This window comes from Mesorhizobium sp. PAMC28654 (assembly GCF_020616515.1).
GTDB lineage: Bacteria > Pseudomonadota > Alphaproteobacteria > Rhizobiales > Rhizobiaceae > Mesorhizobium.
This window is the reverse complement of the sequence record NZ_CP085135.1, coordinates 1,375,016-1,391,096: the sequence shown is the minus strand read 5'-3', so window position 1 is coordinate 1,391,096 and position 16,081 is coordinate 1,375,016. Positions and strand designations below refer to the sequence as shown.

Annotated in this window: 18 protein-coding genes and 2 pseudogenes; 15 read left to right on the top strand and 5 right to left on the bottom strand. The window is 63.4% G+C overall.

The genetic code is table 11. The features are described from left to right. The first annotated feature begins 140 nt into the window (after positions 1 to 140). The 5 genes and pseudogenes from LGH82_RS07120 to LGH82_RS07100 all read left to right on the top strand — a co-directional run bounded on the left by LGH82_RS07120 (position 141) and on the right by LGH82_RS07100 (position 2,857). Complete coding sequence (locus tag LGH82_RS07120; protein WP_227347852.1) at positions 141 to 389, top strand: ParB N-terminal domain-containing protein; 249 nt, start codon at positions 141 to 143, stop codon at positions 387 to 389. Between the two features lie 132 nt (positions 390 to 521). After that, positions 522 to 1,007, top strand: a complete 486-nt coding sequence (locus LGH82_RS07115; RefSeq protein WP_227347851.1) for an SRPBCC family protein — start codon at positions 522 to 524, stop codon at positions 1,005 to 1,007. After that, positions 1,007 to 1,944: pseudogene (locus LGH82_RS07110) on the top strand (alpha/beta fold hydrolase). The gene LGH82_RS07115 and the pseudogene LGH82_RS07110 overlap by 1 nt, the downstream one beginning before the upstream one ends. A gap of 179 nt (positions 1,945 to 2,123) precedes the next feature. Beyond that, positions 2,124 to 2,522, top strand: coding sequence for a GFA family protein (locus LGH82_RS07105; protein ID WP_227347850.1), 399 nt, complete (start codon positions 2,124 to 2,126; stop codon positions 2,520 to 2,522). A gap of 137 nt (positions 2,523 to 2,659) precedes the next feature. Then, entirely contained in the window at positions 2,660 to 2,857 is a 198-nt protein-coding gene (locus tag LGH82_RS07100; RefSeq protein ID WP_227347849.1) for a hypothetical protein, read from the top strand. Between the two features lie 57 nt (positions 2,858 to 2,914). Here LGH82_RS07100 and LGH82_RS07095 read toward each other — a convergent pair whose 3' ends face one another. Continuing rightward, complete coding sequence (locus LGH82_RS07095) at positions 2,915 to 3,112, bottom strand: hypothetical protein (protein WP_227347848.1); 198 nt, start codon at positions 3,110 to 3,112, stop codon at positions 2,915 to 2,917. Between the two features lie 80 nt (positions 3,113 to 3,192). On the opposite strand from LGH82_RS07095, the gene LGH82_RS07090 reads away from it, so the two are divergent. Continuing rightward, on the top strand, positions 3,193 to 3,690 hold the full coding sequence (locus LGH82_RS07090; protein ID WP_227347847.1) for a GAF domain-containing protein: 498 nt from the start codon (positions 3,193 to 3,195) through the stop codon (positions 3,688 to 3,690). A gap of 28 nt (positions 3,691 to 3,718) precedes the next feature. Here the strand turns inward: LGH82_RS07090 and LGH82_RS07085 are convergent, their stop codons facing one another. Continuing rightward, entirely contained in the window at positions 3,719 to 3,889 is a 171-nt protein-coding gene (locus LGH82_RS07085) for a hypothetical protein (RefSeq protein WP_227347846.1), read from the bottom strand. Between the two features lie 59 nt (positions 3,890 to 3,948). Beyond that, positions 3,949 to 5,099, bottom strand: a pseudogene (locus LGH82_RS07080) (FAD-dependent oxidoreductase). A gap of 84 nt (positions 5,100 to 5,183) precedes the next feature. Here LGH82_RS07080 and LGH82_RS07075 point away from each other — a divergent pair. After that, positions 5,184 to 5,858 (top strand): TetR/AcrR family transcriptional regulator, encoded by a 675-nt coding sequence (locus tag LGH82_RS07075; RefSeq protein WP_227347845.1) that lies wholly within the window; start codon positions 5,184 to 5,186, stop codon positions 5,856 to 5,858. Between the two features lie 65 nt (positions 5,859 to 5,923). Here the strand turns inward: LGH82_RS07075 and LGH82_RS07070 are convergent, their stop codons facing one another. Next, a complete protein-coding gene (locus LGH82_RS07070; RefSeq protein ID WP_227347844.1) occupies positions 5,924 to 6,988 on the bottom strand; it encodes a YeiH family protein in 1,065 nt (354 codons plus the stop codon). Positions 6,989 to 7,157: 169 nt separating this feature from the next. On the opposite strand from LGH82_RS07070, the gene LGH82_RS07065 reads away from it, so the two are divergent. Beyond that, a complete protein-coding gene (locus LGH82_RS07065; RefSeq protein ID WP_227347843.1) occupies positions 7,158 to 7,964 on the top strand; it encodes an aminoglycoside 6-adenylyltransferase in 807 nt (268 codons plus the stop codon). Positions 7,965 to 7,976: 12 nt separating this feature from the next. Here LGH82_RS07065 and betI read toward each other — a convergent pair whose 3' ends face one another. Then, the gene (gene betI / locus LGH82_RS07060; RefSeq protein WP_227347842.1) at positions 7,977 to 8,567 is read right to left on the bottom strand and encodes a transcriptional regulator BetI; all 591 of its coding nucleotides are present in this window, start codon (positions 8,565 to 8,567) and stop codon (positions 7,977 to 7,979) included. A gap of 76 nt (positions 8,568 to 8,643) precedes the next feature. On the opposite strand from betI, the gene LGH82_RS07055 reads away from it, so the two are divergent. The 7 genes from LGH82_RS07055 (at position 8,644) to LGH82_RS07025 (ending at position 16,073) form a co-directional block, all read left to right on the top strand. After that, on the top strand, positions 8,644 to 10,671 hold the full coding sequence (locus LGH82_RS07055) for a CocE/NonD family hydrolase (protein WP_227347841.1): 2,028 nt from the start codon (positions 8,644 to 8,646) through the stop codon (positions 10,669 to 10,671). A gap of 30 nt (positions 10,672 to 10,701) precedes the next feature. After that, positions 10,702 to 11,763 (top strand): ABC transporter substrate-binding protein, encoded by a 1,062-nt coding sequence (locus LGH82_RS07050; RefSeq protein ID WP_227347840.1) that lies wholly within the window; start codon positions 10,702 to 10,704, stop codon positions 11,761 to 11,763. A gap of 17 nt (positions 11,764 to 11,780) precedes the next feature. Next, on the top strand, positions 11,781 to 12,239 hold the full coding sequence (locus LGH82_RS07045) for a hypothetical protein (RefSeq protein ID WP_227347839.1): 459 nt from the start codon (positions 11,781 to 11,783) through the stop codon (positions 12,237 to 12,239). Between the two features lie 278 nt (positions 12,240 to 12,517). Then, positions 12,518 to 13,483 (top strand): ABC transporter permease, encoded by a 966-nt coding sequence (locus LGH82_RS07040; RefSeq protein ID WP_227347838.1) that lies wholly within the window; start codon positions 12,518 to 12,520, stop codon positions 13,481 to 13,483. A gap of 78 nt (positions 13,484 to 13,561) precedes the next feature. Then, positions 13,562 to 14,320: an ABC transporter permease gene (locus LGH82_RS07035; protein WP_227347837.1), complete on the top strand. Its 759-nt coding sequence runs from the start codon at positions 13,562 to 13,564 to the stop codon at positions 14,318 to 14,320. After that, positions 14,320 to 15,309 carry an ABC transporter ATP-binding protein gene (locus LGH82_RS07030; protein ID WP_227347836.1) on the top strand — a complete coding sequence of 330 codons (990 nt, stop codon included), beginning with the start codon at positions 14,320 to 14,322 and terminating at the stop codon, positions 15,307 to 15,309. The genes LGH82_RS07035 and LGH82_RS07030 overlap by 1 nt, the downstream gene beginning before the upstream one ends. Continuing rightward, entirely contained in the window at positions 15,306 to 16,073 is a 768-nt protein-coding gene (locus tag LGH82_RS07025; RefSeq protein WP_227347835.1) for an ABC transporter ATP-binding protein, read from the top strand. Before LGH82_RS07030 ends, LGH82_RS07025 begins: the two co-directional genes overlap by 4 nt. Positions 16,074 to 16,081: the final 8 nt, after the last annotated feature.

Below are 16,081 nucleotides of genomic sequence, written 5' to 3'. Positions count from 1 at the left end.
AAACCGCCGGGAGCAGGTTGCTACCCCCGCATCTCCAACCGGGAGCGGCCTTCGGCTCATATTCGCTAGCCGTGCCCTTGGCCACCTTCAGTAAACCGCCTATCTCAGGGGAGGGCGGCGTTTCCGCCATGGGAGTCGACATGCTGAGAGTCCAAAAGGTCAAGGTCGACGACATCTATGTGCCGACAGCGCGCAAGAAGACGCTGCATCCCGAAACGGTCCGGCATCTGGCTGAGGACATCCTGGAAAACGGCATGAAGACGCCGATCCAGGTGCGCCATGACGGCAAGCGTCATGTCCTGGTCGAGGGTTTGCACCGCCTGGAAGCGGCAAAATGGCTCGGAGAGACCGAGGTCGACGCCTATCTGGTGCAAGCCAAGCGCCACTGAACCCTCGCATCCGGTCGCGCATCCCGATCATTCGTCGAATCTTTTTCGCGGGACGTGTCGGCTTGCGCGCGCGCCGCTCGTCCTTGGGACGGAAATCAGATCGAACCTGCCTTTGTATGTGAGGAGACCATCATGACCACCAAGCTCGACATCGCCCCAGCCAACGACCGCGAATTGGCTATCGCCCGCATCATCGATGCGCCGCGCGGGAACGTCTATCGCTGCTGGACCGAGCCGAAGCTTTTGACGCAATGGTTCGCTCCAAAACCATGGACGACACCGCGCGCCGAACTGGATGTGCGCACCGGCGGCTCGAGCCTCATCGTCATGGCTGGTCCCGACGGCAATGAATTCCCAAACCAGGGCGTCTTCCTGGATGTCATTCCCGGCAAGAAGATCGTTTTCACCGACGCCTATACCCAGACCTGGGAGCCTTCCGAAAAGCCGTTCATGACCGGCGTTCTGACCTTCGAGGACGAAGGCGAGGGCAAGACCCGCTATATTGCTCGCGTGCGGCACTGGAGCGTCGCGGACCGGGAGCAGCACGAGAAGATGGGTTTTCACCAAGGCTGGGGCCAGTGCACCGATCAGCTCGAGGCGGTCGCCAAAACCCTTTGATACGCCCGGACTCGCGTTTTTCCATTCTAGCTTCGGCTGCGGCTCGTGGCCGCGCCGACTTCACAAATGCCGAGGAGGCAAAACTGCCATGACCACACTACAGCCAACCAAATCCGGCCTGCTGCCGATCAATGGCCTGAATTATCACTACGCCATCTACGGCAAGGGGGAGCCGCTTCTTCTGCTGCACGGCGGCCTCGGCTCCACCGACATGTTCGCGCCGATCCTGCCTAAGCTTGCCGAAAACCGCACCGTCATCGGAGTCGACCTGCAAGGGCATGGCCGCACCGCGCTCGGCGACCGGCCATTTGCCCTGGAGGCGATAGGCGACGATATGGCTGATATCATCAAGGCGCTCGGCTATGACAAGGTCGACGTCATGGGCTATTCGCTGGGCGGCGGTGTCGCCTTCCGCATGGCTGCACAGCACCCGGAGGCGGTGCGCCGCCTCGTCCTGGTGTCAACCGGCTACGCCTCGGACGGCTTCTATGACGAGATGCGCCCGCAGCAGGCGCAGGTGAGCGCGGCCGCGGCCGCATTCATGAAGGAGACGCCGATGTACAAATCCTACGTCGCGGTGGCGCCGCATCCCGAGGACTTCCCGAAACTGCTCGACGCGCTCGGCAACTTCATGCGCCAGGACCGCGACTACTCCGCCGACGTGGCCAAGCTGAAGATGCCTGTCATGCTGGCCTATGGCGACAGCGACATGTACAAACCCGAGCACGAGATCAAGTTCTACCAGATGCTCGGTGGCGGGCTGAAGGACGCCGGCTGGATGCGCGAGACCATGTCGCAAAACCGATTGGCGATCCTGCCCAACCGTACCCACTACGACGTCTTCTTCGCGCCGGAACTGACGGCCGCCGCGCTACCGTTCCTCAATGGCGAGACCAAGGTGAAGACCTGGGACGAGGTGGTCAGCGAAGCCGAATGACCAGCGCCGGCTGTCTCCGGGGCGGCCGGCTGGGAATGGTCAAAGGTCGCCGAGCGTTGGGCCAATCGCGGCGACGGATCGCATCGCGATGGCCGATGGATATTCATCAAGGCTTTTCAATTGACCGGAATGCTGCCGCGGCTACCTTTCCCGATCTTTCAGAACGATGGATCAGGGCGATGACGAAATATCAGGGCGGGTGTCTGTGCGGGGCGGTGCGATATTCGGCTGATGCCGCGCCGATCAATGAACGGGTCTGTCATTGCCGGCTTTGTCAGAAGGCCATTGGCGCCGCCTTCAACGCACGCGTGCTGTTTCGCATCGACGATCTGACCATCGAAGGGCCACTGGCAACCGTGAATTCATCGCCCGACATCAAGCGTGGCTATTGTCCGCACTGCGGCACGACGATGTTTTCACGGCGCGAGGCCGCCGGCATTGTCGGGGTCACCTCCGGCTCGCTCGACGATCCTTCTTTCTTCAAGCCGCAAATGCATATTTTCACGGCCTCGAAGCAGGCCTGGGTGAAACTTGACGACGGCCTGCCGCAATATGAAGGCGCGCCGCCACCGGCTTAGCGCATGCTCGCCGCCGGACACGTCTTTGTGTCCGAAAAATCCTGGCGAGGACACGAGATCGCCGGCTAAGCGTCATTGGCGGGCCATGATTGCCTCCCTATCTATCGGTTGCGGGCCGGTATTCGAGGAGGCAACGGATGAACGAGACCATCAACACGCTGGAAGAGCTGCTGGGCGACCCGATGATCCAGTTGGTGATGGCGCGCGACCGCGTGCGTCCTGAGGAAGTACGCATGTTGCTCGAACGGGCGCGTCGCCCCTCCGGAGGCGAACCGCATGTGCCGCCGCCCCATATGATTGCACGGACGTGCCAGAAGCTCTGGCTTTGCTCTTGACGGCAATGCCCTTGAAAGATTGGCATCGCGCAGGCGGCCTTTTGCGAGGCTGTCCGCTCAGGGGGCCTGTCGCAAGGCCTTGCGGACCGGCAACACGCTTTCCAGCCTGAGCGGCGCGAGGTTGAACGCTCGGGCAAGGCCCGGTTCCAGCCAGATCATCTCGTCGATTTCGGCGGCCGGTATCGGTTCGCTGGAAATAGGCGTTGTGAACAATTCAGTTCTGATCGCGCGGCTTTCGCAATGCGTGGAATTCACGATACTATGTCCCAACCGTGGTTTGGTGCAGACAGGCTGCAGGAACGCAGACCGCGATTCCCGATATGGAGACAAGCATAATGTTTGCGGCCAAGGCCATCGATACGTCAGACAAGGCCGCGTTCTACCGCGACCTCGCCACCCAGTTGAAGGCGCTGCTCGACGGCGAGCGCGACTCGATCGCCAACGCCGCCAACACCGCCGCGCTGATCTTCCAGATGGTGCCCGACCTCAACTGGGCCGGCTTCTACTTCCTGCAATCCGACGAGGAAATGGTGCTCGGCCCCTTCCAGGGCAAGCCTGCCTGCGTGCGCATCGCGGTCGGCCAGGGCGTGTGCGGAACGGCGGTCGAACTTGGCATGTCGATGCTGATCAAGGATGTGCATGATTTCCCCGGCCACATCGCCTGCGATGCCGCTTCGCGCTCGGAACTGGTCGTGCTCCTGCAGGACAATGATGGCGCATTCGGCGTGCTCGATCTCGACAGCCCGCTGCCCGGCCGTTTCGACAGCGTCGACCAGGCCGGCATCGAGAAGCTCGCCGCGATCTATGTCGCGGCCAGTTCGTTCGAGGACTGAACCGGGTCTTGACGGCGGGCCAGGCGGCCTACTGATTGGTCCTCAGCGCGCGGGTGAAGGCTGCGGTCGCCATATCGATCAATTGCGTGTGAATCTCGCCGCGTGATCGTGCCCCGCCATCGTCGCATACCGGGTCGCCGATCTCGGCTGCGATGATGTCGGAAGCGGCAGGTCTCGGCGATGCGGCGTTCGTTGACATATTGCGAGACGTTCCTGCCCGCCGCTCGGCTTGCAGCGCTTGGCGGTGGGCAAGATGGATCAGTGCCGCGCGGCTCCTTTTTTCTCTCCCTTGGACGCGCTGGTGAAGAAATCGATGAGACCGAACGGTGCGCGCTCGCCGATGCAGAGATCCAGAATCTGGTGCGCATCGGCGGCTTCCGCTTCGCTGCGCGGGAACATCGCCGCCTCGTAGACGGTGAGTGCGGCTTCGATGTCATGGGGATGCGCGGCGATCGCCTTTGCGAGTTCGGCGCCATCAAACATCGCCAGGTTCGCGCCTTCGCCGGCCGGCCGCGCCAGATGCGCGGCATCACCCAGCAGCGTCACGCCGGCACGCGATCCCATCTGTGGCTGTCCGGCAGTGCGTTGATCGTGCGCAGGACGGGCGGGGTTTCGCCGTCGGTGATCAGCGCGGTGAGCGCCGTCGCCCAGCCGTCGAACTCGGCCGCCACCCGAGCCTTCGCCGCGGCGGCGTCGGAGAAGTCGATGCCGGCGAACCACTCGGCGGGCCGCTTCAGTTGGGCGTAGGTGTGAAGAACGCCTCCCGCCTCGCGATGCGCGAAGATCCCTTTTCCTGGGGCGGGCGCGAACAGCGCGCCGCCGCCGACCGCTTTGGCCGCAGCGGCGTGCCGCACGTCGGCATGGTACAGATAGGTCTCGATGAACGACACGCCGACATATTCGGGCTTCGCATCCGACAGCAAGGGCCGGACCTTCGACCAGGCGCCATCGGCGCCGACGAGGAGTTCGGTGCGCACGCTCGACCCATCCGCGAATGTCAGCTCTTGGCGGCCATCACCAAGCGCCGCGACGTCGGTCAACTTCTTTCCCCACCGGATCGTCCGCGCGGGCAGGGATTCGATGAGAACCCGCCGCAGGTCGCCGCGAAGCACTTCGGGGCGTCCGCCGTTGCCATCATCGGGTTCCTCGAGCAGCACCGTGCCGTGCCGGTCGAGCACGCGTGACGCCGCGCCGCCTTCGTGGATGATCGCGCGGAACGCGTCGGTGAGGCCGGCCGCTTCGAGCGCGACCTGCCCGTTATGCTCGTGGATATCGAGTTGCCCGCCCTGCGTGCGGGCCTCGGCCGAAGGTTCCGCTTCGTAGATCGTCGTGGGAATGCCATGGACGTGGAGGACACGTGCGAGGGTGAGGCCGCCGAGACCCGCGCCGATGATCGTGACTGGTGTCATTGCCGTGTTCCTTGAAAATCTCCTGGAACGTTGTTCCATAAATAGGCATTGGAACAATGTTCCATAGATGTCAAGATAGTGCTCATGGCTACGAAGAATCAGCGGACTGAACGGCGCACGGACGCGCTCTCAAAGGAGCGGATCGTCGAAGCCGCGATCGAAATCCTTGACACCGATGGCGAGAGCGCCCTGACCTTCCGTGCGCTCGCGGCGCGCCTGGCAACCGGGGCCGGTGCGATCTACTGGCATATCACCGACAAGAACGAACTGCTCGCGGCGGCGGCTGACGACGTCATCACCCGAGCCATGGCCGGTGTGGCCAGCGGCGCGGAGCCGCGCGAGGAGATCCGCTCCATTGCGCTGGGCGTATTCGACGCGATCGACGCACATCCCTGGGTGGGTGCCCAGCTTTCACGAGAGCCGTGGCAGTCCGCGATGGTGCGGATCTCCGAAGGCATTGGCGCTCGGATCCAGGCGCTCGGCGTTCCCGAACGCGCGTGGTTCGACGCCTGGTCCGTGCTGGTGACCTACATTCTTGGCGCCGCCGGGCAGAATGCGGCGAACGCCCGCCGCGTCCTCCCAGGCGGGACGGATCGTACGGCGTTCCTCGCCAGCGTCGCCGCACGGTGGGCAGAGCTCCAGCCGGCGGAGCACGCCTTCGTGCATCAGGTGGCGGCCAAGCTGCGCGAACACGACGACCGCGAGCAATTCCTTGCCGGCATCGACCTCATTCTGGCCGGCATCGCAACCGTCCGATAGGCGGTCTCTTAACGGGGAAACCTGCCGCGGCAGCCAATACCGGTCTGACTGAATGTCAATATGTTCTAGGCGAACTTCACCAGCATCAGGCTGAAGCAGCCGATGAACAGGAAGGCCGAGAAGGCGAGCGCCAGCGGGCGCAGGCCGCGCGAGCGCAGTTGCGAAATGTCGGCCTGCAGGCCCATGGCGGCCAGCCCCATGGTCAGCATGATGGTGGTTGCAAGCGCCATTACAGACTTCACCTCGGCAGGCACGGCAACGAGGCTGTTCAGCGCCACGACGGCCACGAAGGCGGCTACGAACCACGGCATGGGCGGTCGCGCCGCTGACTGATCACTGCTGCTCTTGCGGCGGGCTATCAGGCCGAGCGCGACGACCATCGGCGCCAGCATTGCGACGCGGGTGAGCTTGGCGATGGTGGCGATCTCGCCAGACTGGGTGCCGTTCTGGAAACCGGCGCCGACGACCTGCGCCACTTCATGGATCGAAGCGCCCGCCCACAGGCCGAAAGCGTGCTGGTCGAGGCCGAGTACTGGCGCCAGCAGCGGGAAGCCGAGCATGGCAATGGTGCCGAATAGGGTGATCGAGGCGACGGCGTAGGTGACGTCCTCATCGCGCGCATCGGTGACGATGTTGGTGGCGACGATCGCCGAGGCGCCGCAGATCGAGGTGCCGGCGGCAATCAGCTGCGCCAGCTTGGCGTCGACGCCGATCAGCCGGCCGAGCGTGATGGTGAAAACGAAGGTCGCGCCAAGGGTCAGCGCCACAATGCCGACGCCGCTGGCGCCGATCGACACCACTTGGCCGAGCGTCAGCTGGAAGCCGAGCAGCACGATGGCGAAGCGCAACAGCCGGCGCTGTGAAAACGCGATTCCCGCCTTGGCGTGAGTGGGCATGCCGAGCACGTTTGAATAGACCATGCCGGCAACGACGGCGAGGATCATCGGGCTGAACAAGGCGAAGCCGGAGACATTGTGGGCCGAAAAGGCGACGGCCGTGATCATCGCCACCAGCACGATGCCGGGGATGATGCCGTTCCACATCGAATCGAGGCGCTTTCGACCTTGGGCGAATTCGGCCGCAATCGGGCTTTTGGGAATATCGTTCGCGAAGTGGGATACGGAAGACAATGCAATTCTCCAGGCGAGTACACAGGGAGAATACCATTCCGAAACCAATCCTTCCAACGAATTGTTATGGTCGAAATGATCTGTTTTGACGATTAATTGATGACTCTCAAACGCTTCCAAGTCCCGCCGTTGCGAAATAGGCTGGGCCATCAAGGCTGGAGACCGCATCGTGTGGCAAGAGCAATTTATCGAAACCATCCGCCAGTCCCTTGAGAGCGACACGACCATCGTGGCGCTGTTTCTCGGCGGCAGCTTCGGAAAAGGGCAGGCCGATCGCTTCAGCGACATAGACCTGATCGCCATCCTCGCGCCTGACGATCAGGCCGCGTTCAACGCGGCATGGCGTCAGCGTCTTGAAGCCATCGCCCCGATCGTGTTCTGGAACGAGACCGGCAAGGACGAGCGTCTGTTCAACGCCATAACCGACCAATGGCAGCGTATCGACCTCATCTGCGCCGACGTGGACGCCCTGAAGAAACGGAGCCGGGATTCGCTGAAGCCGCTGATCGACAGGCGGGGCCTGTACGACACCTTGCCGGCCAGCCTTGCGTGGCCCGGCCCCAACAAGGGGTACGTCGCCTATCTCATCAACGAGTTCTTCCGCGTGTTCGGCCTGCTTGCGGTGGCGGCGGGCCGCAAGGAGTATCTTCTGAGCGTGGCAGGCGTGGAACTGCTGCGCATGATGCTGTTCAACCTGTTGAGCGAAGAGGTCGAACGGGTCGACAAAGGTGGCATGCTGGCCTGGAGCCGCCGGCTATCGCAGGAGCAGCTTGGCCTGCTGGCGACCATTCCTCCGGTGGCGCCGACACGGCGGTCGATCATCGAGGCGCATCTCGCCTGCGCTAGCGCCTTCCTGCCGCGAGCCCGCGGAATGGCCGCCCGATGGAATATTGAATGGCCGCAAGCCTTCGAGGATGCCACCTGGGTGCATCTGGAGCGCGAGGTGGGGATGAAGAAGCCCGCTGGGCTGGTCTGACGGCGTCGATCCCTACGCCTCAATGCCGGGGATCAGCAGGCAGATGTAGCGCCAGCAGATTCGCCGCGCCCGTTCCAGGTCTTCCTCAACATATTCCCCTGCGTTCTGCCAGAAGAAGCCGTCTATCAGCGCGGCGATGCCGTCGACGACATCGTCGACCTCATTGGCCGGAACCAGTTGCTTGACGGCGTAGCGGATGTTGGAGACGAAGCGCGCACCGGTCAGGTGGTAGAGATGCTTGATGCGTGGCTCGGTCTGCGCCGCGATCATGAACTGCATCCAGGTCACGGCGCGCTTGGGCGATCCCAGATGCTGAGGCGCGAAGGAGCCGTCGACGATCGCCTTCAGCCGCTGCGCCGGCGTTGGGTTAGCGGGCGCCAGCTTGAGAATATCCTGGCGAAACAGGTTCGACAGATTGCGCATGGCCAGCGCCAGCAGCTCTTCCTTGCTGTCGAAATAATGGTTGACCAGTCCGGCCGACATGCCGGCGCGGCGCGCGATGACAGCCATGGTGGCGCCGGACATGCCTTCCTCGCCGACGACGGCAATCGCGGCGTCGACCAGCTCGTCACGGCGCATCGCCTTGATTGATCGTTTCGCCATTGCAATGCCTTCTCGTTTGTATATTGATTGGCCATTCAATATATCATATCGTCATTCAATCCAAGCCGGAGTTCACATGCCCAGCGTCGTCATTTCCGGGGTCAGAACAGTCGAAACCCACTGGATTCCGCTTGCCGATGGCCGCAAGCTGGCCGCTCGCCTGTTCTTGCCCGATGACGCCGAGAAAAATCCCGTTCCGGTGATCCTCGAATACATACCGTATCGCCGCCGCGACGGCACGCGCACGGGCGACGAGGAGATGCATCTCTTCTTTGCCGGCCATGGCTATGCCTCAGCCCGCGTCGACATTGCAGGCACCGGCGATTCCGAAGGCCTGCTCGATGACGAATATGTCAAGCGCGAGCAGGACGATGCGCTGGAGATTCTCGACCATCTGTGTTCGCAACCGTGGTGCACCGGCGTGGCCGGCATGATCGGCAACAGCTGGGGCGGTTTTTCCGGCTTGCAGGTCGCGGCCCGTCGCCCGCCGCAACTGAAGGCGATCGTCACGTCCTGCTCGACCGACGACCGCTATGCTTGCGACGCGCACTACAATGGCGGCCTCGTGATCAACGACAATTTCGGCTGGGGCGGGGCGTTGTTCGGCTATTCGGCGCTGCCGCCGGACCCGGCCGTCGTCGGCGAGGATCGCTGGCGGCAAATGTGGAAAGGCCGGCTCGACGACCACAAGAACCATGCCGCCGAATGGCTGAAGCACCAGCGCCGCGACGCGTTCTGGAAGCAGGGTTCGGTGTGCGAGGATTTTTCCGCCATCGAGTGCGCGGTGCTGGCGGTCGGCGGCTATCTCGACGGCTATACGCAGACGATCTTCAGCCTGGTCAAGAATCTCAAGGGGCCAGCCAAGGGCATTTGCGGTCCATGGGGTCACAAGGAACCAAACTATGGCGTTCCCGGCCCTGCAATGGGCTACCTGCAGGAATGCATCCGCTGGTACGATCGCTGGCTGAAGGGCATCGATAACGGCGCCGACAGCGAGCCGGACATGCGCCTCTATCTAATGGACTACGCCAGGCCGCATTCGCATATCGATGTCCGGCCGGGCCGCTGGCTGGGCTTTCCGCAATGGCCGGCAGAGCAGATCGGCGGCAAGGCCTACTGGTTGAACGGCGACGGTAAACTGAGCGAAACGCAGGAAGCCAGTCGGACGGGGCAACTGACCATTTCTTCCCCACTTACCACCGGCGTGCAGGGACAGGAATGGTGCCCCTATGGTCAAGGCCGCATCTCGGCTGAAGGCGCGCGTGACCAGCGCGCCGATGATGGCGGCTCGCTGTGTTTCGACAGCGCGGTGATGGATGCCGACCTGCCGCTTGCCGGCATCTCGAAAATCAGGTTGCGCGTCGCCGCCGACAAGCCGCAAGCGCAGCTCTGCGTCAGGCTGACCGATGTGGCGCCAGACGGCACTTCCGCCTTTATCACCTTCGCCCTGCTCAATCTGACGCATCGCCAGAGCCACGAATTCCCGACACCGTTGACGCCGGGCCAGTTCGAGGATGTCGAGCTGGACTTCAAGCCGGTGGCGCAGATCATTCCCAGGGGACACAGGCTGCGGGTGGCAATCTCCTCATCCTACTGGCCGATGGCCTGGCCGTCGCCGGAGCGGACCATGCTGACCTTCGACCCCAGGGGTTGCCGGCTCGACCTGTCCGTCCTGGCCAGCGAGGAGGGCCTTGCGTCCGTCGCGTTCGAGGAAGCGCTGTGGGCCGAGCCCCGCCCGGTGACGGTCAAGGAGCCGGCGCGCCAGCTGCGCTCGCTGACGACCGACCTGCCGACCGAACGCACCGAACTGACGGCACTGTCCGATGATGGCCGTTTCGTCTTCGAGGAAACCGGCACCGAAATCACTTCCTGGCGCCGCAAGATCTACGGGATATCAGACAACGATCCGGCGAGTTGCGCCACGACAGTGACCTGCCATGAGGAACTGACGCGTCCCGACTGGAACGCGCGGGTCGACTGCGAAATCACCTTCAGCTGCGACCGCGACAATTTCTATGCTCGCGGCTGGGTCAAGGCTTACGAGCGGGGAGCGATCTTCGCCGAGCGAAATTATGACGAGGTCATTCCACGCGATTGCATGTAACCAACAAAAAAGGGGAACAAGAAAATGCGCATGAAACTCGACCGTAGAACTTTCCTGGCCGGCTCGTCGGCCCTGGCGATCCTGCCCTACACCCGCTTCGCGATGGCGGCGGGAGCCAGAACCAACCCGATCATCGCCCTCGACGCCGACATCGGCAATCTTGATCCGGGCAATCGCGTCGGCACCACAGAAGGCAACATCATCCGTGCGGTCTGCCAGACCCTGGTGCGCTTCGAGCCGGGCAAGACCAGTTGGACCAACGACGCGGCCAAGGAGATCAAGCAGATTTCCGACACCGAGTTCGATTTCGAGCTCAACCCCGGCCAGATGTTCACCGGCGGCTTTGGCGAGATGACCGCCGACGACGTCAAGTTCACTTATGACCGCTACATCAACGGTGACAAGAACGGCAAGAAGCTTGCCTATGCCGACGATCTGGAAGCGCTGAAATCGGTCGAGGTCACCGGCAAATACACCGGCAAGCTGGTCCTCAAGCATCCCTCGGCCGCACTGTGGCTGATCGGCATCTGCGATGCGTCGGGTGCGATCCTTTCAAAGAAAGCCGCCGAGCAGCTGGGCGACAAGATCGCCACGACGCTGGTCGGCTCCGGCCCGATGGTGCTCAAGGAATGGCGGCCGAAGGAGCAGTTCGTGCTTGCGGCCAACCCCGACTACAAGGGTCCGTACAAGGCGCATTTCGAAGAGATCACCGGCAAGATCATTCCCGAGCACAAGACCGCCTTCCTGTCCTATCAGGCGAAAGAGCTCGACTTCACCGCTTTCGACGCCGACCAGCTCGCCACGGCCAAGGGCCTGCCGGACACTAAGGTGATCGATATTCCCGGCATCGACTACACCTGGATCGGCATCAATGTGGTGAAGGGCGATCTCGCTGATATCAAGGTGCGCCAGGCCATCCGCTGGGCGATCGATGTCGACGCGATCATCCAGGGCGCCTATTCCGGCGCCACCTCGCGCGCCAAGACGCTGCTGGCGCCCGGCCTGCTCGGCAACTGGGCCGATGCGCCGCTCTACACCAGGGATATCGCCAAGGCCAGGCGCTGCTGGCCGAGACCGGCAAGACCGGGCTGACCTTCACCTTCACCTGCATGAACGACGCGACCTCGTTGGCTGTGGCGCAGATCGCCCAGGCCAACCTCGCCGAAATCGGCATCACGCTCACCATCAATGCCATGGATTCCGGCGCCTACTGGGCTCTCGGCGCCGGCGACGCCAGCAAGGATCTCGAGCTGACGCTCATTCCCTACACCTCCAAGTTCGACCCAAGCTTTCAGACGCAGTGGTTCCTCGCCAGCCAGATCGGCCTGTGGAACTGGCAGCGCTGGAACAGCCCCGAATTCGACAAGCTCCATCAGGAGGGGCTGGAGACGCTGGACAAGGCCAAGCGCGAGGAGATCTATGTCAAGATGCAGAAGCTGCTCGATGAATCGGCCTCCTGCATCTGGATCACGCATGGCCGCAACTTCTTCGTCGACGCGGCCTGGCTGAAGCCGATGTTCCTGCCCAATGGCAAGGACTGGCAGTTCGAGTTTTTTGACAAGGCGTGAGCGGGAAGGGGCGGACGCTCCGGTTTGAGTGCGTTCTTGCTGAACGTCGGCGCCGCCCCTCACTGTCCTGCCGGACATTTCTCCCGTAAACGGGGAGAGAGAAGCTGGCCGCAACGCCGCGCGATTGGCGAAATCATCGATGACAGCGCCCCTCTCCCCGTCACTATACGGGGAGAGGATGAGGCAGGTGAGGGGCAGCGCTAACGTCTCCTACTGGCCGATCTCAAACACAGGTTGAAGCCATTGACCAACCTCGACGAACCGGACTTGCTGCGTTCATGACCAGAGCGCGACGGACCGCCACTTTCATCGCGAGCCGTCTGGCGTCGATGGTGCTGACCATCGCCGGCGCCACGCTGCTGCTCTTCCTGATGGTGCGCCTGGTGCCAGGGGACTTCGCCTCGGTGATGCTGGGGCCGAGGGCGACGCCGGAACTGCGCGCCCAGATCATCCATGACATGGGCCTCGACCGCGGCATGCTCGAGCAGCTCTGGCTTTTCGCCAGCCGCGCCGTGACCGGCAATTTCGGCGAGGACGTCGTCTCGCACCGTCCGATCCTCGACATCGTGCTCGATGTCATTCCCAACACGCTGGCACTGGCCTTCAGCGCGCTGACGCTGGCGCTGTTGGTGGGCATTCCGATCGGCGTCATCGCGGCGCTGAGGCAGGGCTCATGGCTCGACAGCGGCCTGGCGCTGCTCTCGATCTCCTTCATCACCACTCCAACGCTGGTGGTGTCGGTCATCCTGTTCCTGATCTTCGCCATCGGCCTGCACTGGCTGCCGGTGGCTGGTGCGGGCGACCCCGGCGACGTCATGGACCGGCTGCAGCATTTGATCCTGCCCAGCGTGGCGCTGGCACTGGGGTGGGTCGGCTACATCTCGCGGCTTGTGCGCGCGGCACTCCTCGACACGCTGGCCGAACTGCATGTGCGCACGCTGCGCGCCTATGGCGTATCCGAATATCGCATCGTCGGCCTCTACGCGCTGAAGCTCGCGCTGGTGCCGGTCGTGTCGATCCTCGGCATCGGTCTTGGCGATCTTATCGGCAGCTCGGTGGTCGTCGAGATCATCTTCGCCCGTTCCGGCATCGGCAGCCTGATCTTCAACTCGATCGCGCAGCGCAACTATCCGGTGGTGCAGGCCTGCGTCGTGTTCATCGTCGCCTTCTACATCGTCGCCAATCTCGTGGTCGACATGATCAACGCGCTGCTTGATCCCCGCATCGCGGCGGGCCGCGGATGAGCGGGCTGGTCGCGACGCTCAAACGCATCTGCGGAACGTGACGGCCGGCTTGGCCTCGCCTTCACGTGTCTCATCCTGGTGTTCGCGCTGGTTGGGCCGCTGATCAGCCCCGACCCGAACGCGATCGACATCAAGGCCCGCTTCGCGGCCCCCGGGCTGGCGCATCTGCTCGGCACCGACAATCTCGGCCGCGACCTGTTGGCGCGCACCTCGGTCGGCACGCGCTACGCGCTGACGCTTGCGGTGATGATCGTCGTCATCTCGTCGATCATCGGTTCGCTGATAGGCATTGTCGCTGGCATTGCCGGCGGCTGGGTCGATCGGGCGGTGACGGCGGTCTTCGATATCGTCAACGCCTTCCCGCCGCTGATCCTCGCCTTCGCGCTGATCGCGCTCTACGGCAAGGGCTCGGCCACCTTCGTGCTTCTGGTCACCGTCGTCTTCATCCCGCAATTCGGCCGCATGGCGCGGGCCCGCGCGCAAACACTGCGCAATCTGAGCTTCATCGAGGCCGAGCGCATGCTCGCCGTGCATCCTGCCACCATCGTGTTCCGGCACTATCTGCCCAATGTGGCCGGCCCGATCATCGTGCTGGCCAGCATGAACCTGCCAGTGGTGATCGCCTTCGAGGCCTCGCTCTCCTTTCTTGGCTTTGGCGTGCAGCCGCCGAAATCCTCGCTGGGCACGCTGATCAAGGACGGCTTCATCTCCATCAACCAGTCCTGGTGGCCAACCGTCGCCGCCGCCCTTGTGCTAGCCATCGCCACGCTCGGCGCTACCTTGCTCGGTGAAGCGCTGCGGCGCGTTATCGATCCTAAATCGACAGGGGCACGCTAATGGCGATTTCGCTGCGCGATTTGTCGGTCGACTACAGCCTGCCACAGGGCACCGCCCATGCATTGCGTGATGTGTCGCTGGATATAAAGAAGGGAGAAATGCTCGGCCTGGTCGGCGAGTCCGGCAGCGGCAAGTCGACCGTCGCCTTCGCGCTGATGGGCCTGCTTGCCAACAATGCCAGGGTCGCCTCGGGCACGGCGACCATCGACGGCAGGAGTTTCGACCTGACCAAGCGCAACGCGACGGCTGCCTTGCGCGGTCGCGGCATGGCGATGATCTTTCAGGATCCGATGCTGTCGCTCAATCCGGTGTTCACTGTCGGTACGCAGCTTTGCGAAGTGCTGCGTCGGCGTTCGCCCGGCAGCGATCGCAAGACCAGGGTCGAGATGGCGCAGGACGCGCTCGCCAAGGTCAAGCTCAGCAACCCGCAACGGCGCATGAACCAGTATCCGCACGAACTGTCCGGCGGCATGCGCCAGCGCGTGGTGATCGCCATGGCGCTCTTGTCCGAACCGGCGCTGCTGATCGCCGACGAGCCGACGACCGCGCTCGATGTCACTGTCGAGGCGCAGATCATGCGCGAGATCATCGGCCTGCGCGACCGCATCGGTTGCGCCGTGCTGTTGATCACGCACAGCCTCGGGCTGGTCACCGAATATTGCGACGCAATTTCCGTGCTCTATGCTGGCGAGAAACTGGAAAGCGGCACGGTGAAAGAGGTTCAGCGCCGGCCCGGCCATCCCTATACGCGCATGCTGTTCGACTGCGAGGTGCCGATCGATCGCGAGAGGAATGCCGACGCCAGCGAAAACCGCTTCACGGTGATTGCCGGCGACCTGCCGGACCCGCGCCAGCGGCCGCCCGGCTGCATCTTCAACGGACGCTGCGATGTCTCGTTCGACGACTGCGCGGCCGTCAATCCCGGTGACTATCCGGTCGGCAATGACGCTGGGCACAGCGCCCGCTGTCTTCGGCTGGCGACGCCATGACCGATGCCATCTCGATCAGCAATGCGCAACTGCGCTTCGGCGAGACCGCCGCGCTCGATGGCGTCTCGCTATCCATCCCGCAAGGCACGTGCTTTGGCATTGTCGGCGAATCCGGCTCCGGCAAGACGACACTGATGCGCGCCGTGCTCGGCCTGCAGAAGCTCGACCAAGGCGAGATCCGCATCCTCGGCAATCCGCTGGTGCATAGTCGCGCGGCGCTAAAACAGCGCGCCAGCTTCATCCAGCCGATCTTCCAGGACCCCGCCGCCTCGCTGTCGCCGCGCAGTCGCATCCGCACGCTGATGAACGAGGTCGGCACGGTGTTGCGGGAACCGCATGCGGCGATGCATGAGCGGCTGCGCGTCATCCTGAACCGGCTCGGCCTGCCACAGAGCGTCATCGACAAATATCCGCACGAGATCAGCGGCGGACAGGCGCGGCGCGTGGCGATCGCCCGGGCACTGCTGATGAAGCCGTCGATCCTGATCGCTGATGAACCCACCGCCGGCCTCGACGTCTCCGTGCAGGGGGATCTGCTCAACTTGCTGCAGGACATCAGGCGGTCCGACAAGATCACGCTGGTCGTCATCAGCCACAATCTGGCGATCGTGCGGCTTATCGCCGAAAACGCCGTCGTCATGCGCGCGGGCAAGGTGGTTGAGGGCGGCGAGGTGGGGGCGCTGTTTAAGTCGCCTCGGGAAGCCTACACAAGGGAATTGCTGGCGGCGTGGCCGAGCGTCACGCATTCCGGAGCATCGGGCTGACGACTGAT

Bases quoted from the DNA above. Each gene is read 5' to 3' on its own strand.
- LGH82_RS07075 (WP_227347845.1), top strand. From the start codon at position 5,184: ATGGCTACGAAGAATCAGCGGACTGAACGGCGCACGGACGCGCTCTCA.
- LGH82_RS07025 (WP_227347835.1), top strand. From the start codon at position 15,306: ATGACCGATGCCATCTCGATCAGCAATGCGCAACTGCGCTTCGGCGAG.
- betI (WP_227347842.1), bottom strand. From the start codon at position 8,567: ATGGCGAAACGATCAATCAAGGCGATGCGCCGTGACGAGCTGGTCGAC.
- LGH82_RS07050 (WP_227347840.1), top strand. From the start codon at position 10,702: ATGAAACTCGACCGTAGAACTTTCCTGGCCGGCTCGTCGGCCCTGGCG.
- LGH82_RS07090 (WP_227347847.1), top strand. From the start codon at position 3,193: ATGTTTGCGGCCAAGGCCATCGATACGTCAGACAAGGCCGCGTTCTAC.
- LGH82_RS07085 (WP_227347846.1), bottom strand. From the start codon at position 3,889: ATGTCAACGAACGCCGCATCGCCGAGACCTGCCGCTTCCGACATCATC.
- LGH82_RS07040 (WP_227347838.1), top strand. From the start codon at position 12,518: ATGACCAGAGCGCGACGGACCGCCACTTTCATCGCGAGCCGTCTGGCG.
- LGH82_RS07105 (WP_227347850.1), top strand. From the start codon at position 2,124: ATGACGAAATATCAGGGCGGGTGTCTGTGCGGGGCGGTGCGATATTCG.
- LGH82_RS07100 (WP_227347849.1), top strand. From the start codon at position 2,660: ATGAACGAGACCATCAACACGCTGGAAGAGCTGCTGGGCGACCCGATG.
- LGH82_RS07030 (WP_227347836.1), top strand. From the start codon at position 14,320: ATGGCGATTTCGCTGCGCGATTTGTCGGTCGACTACAGCCTGCCACAG.
- LGH82_RS07045 (WP_227347839.1), top strand. From the start codon at position 11,781: ATGAACGACGCGACCTCGTTGGCTGTGGCGCAGATCGCCCAGGCCAAC.
- LGH82_RS07120 (WP_227347852.1), top strand. From the start codon at position 141: ATGCTGAGAGTCCAAAAGGTCAAGGTCGACGACATCTATGTGCCGACA.
- LGH82_RS07055 (WP_227347841.1), top strand. From the start codon at position 8,644: ATGCCCAGCGTCGTCATTTCCGGGGTCAGAACAGTCGAAACCCACTGG.
- LGH82_RS07115 (WP_227347851.1), top strand. From the start codon at position 522: ATGACCACCAAGCTCGACATCGCCCCAGCCAACGACCGCGAATTGGCT.